Raw genomic sequence first — 510 nt, 5'->3', positions numbered from 1 at the left:
GTCCGGCCAGCCGCGGCAGGACACCATCGCGCGGTCGACCACGTCGGGCGCGTCGACGAACGTCGCGCCGGCCAGCTCCATGTCCACCCGCAGCGGCGGGTAGGCGGCGGTGGTCCGGCCGCGCAGGAGCCCGAGGGCCGCGGGGACCTGCGGGCCGTGGCAGATCGTGCCGACCGGGAGCCCCCGGTCGAAGAAGTGCCCGACGACGCGGGCCACGTCCGGGTCCGTCCGGATGTACTCCGGCGCGCGCCCACCGGGGATCACCAGGCCGTCGTACTCCTCCGGGTCGACCTCGCCGAAGGCCAGGTCCACCGGCAGCAGGTGGCCCGGCTTCTCGGTGTAGGCGTCACAACCGGGCTCGAAGTCGTGGACCACCAGCTTGACCGCGCGCCTGGTGGGAGCGGCCACGACCGCTTCGTGGCCGCCTTCGCGCAGGCGGAAGACCGGGTACATCGAGTCGAGTTCCTCGGCGGCGTCGCCCGCCAGGATCAGCACTCGTGCCATGCTCGC

The 510-nt window shown here is 73.9% G+C and carries 1 protein-coding gene; it reads right to left on the bottom strand.

The features are described 5' to 3' along the window. On the bottom strand, window positions 1-495 hold a 495-nt coding region (locus AB0G02_RS37010; RefSeq protein WP_360804203.1), incomplete at its 3' end, for a DJ-1/PfpI family protein. Between the last annotated feature and the right edge of the window lie 15 nt (window positions 496-510).

The sequence above is a fragment of the Actinosynnema sp. NPDC023658 genome (assembly GCF_040639995.1).
Classification (GTDB): Bacteria; Actinomycetota; Actinomycetes; order Mycobacteriales; family Pseudonocardiaceae; genus Actinosynnema.
This window is presented reverse-complemented; position numbering and strand designations above follow the sequence as displayed.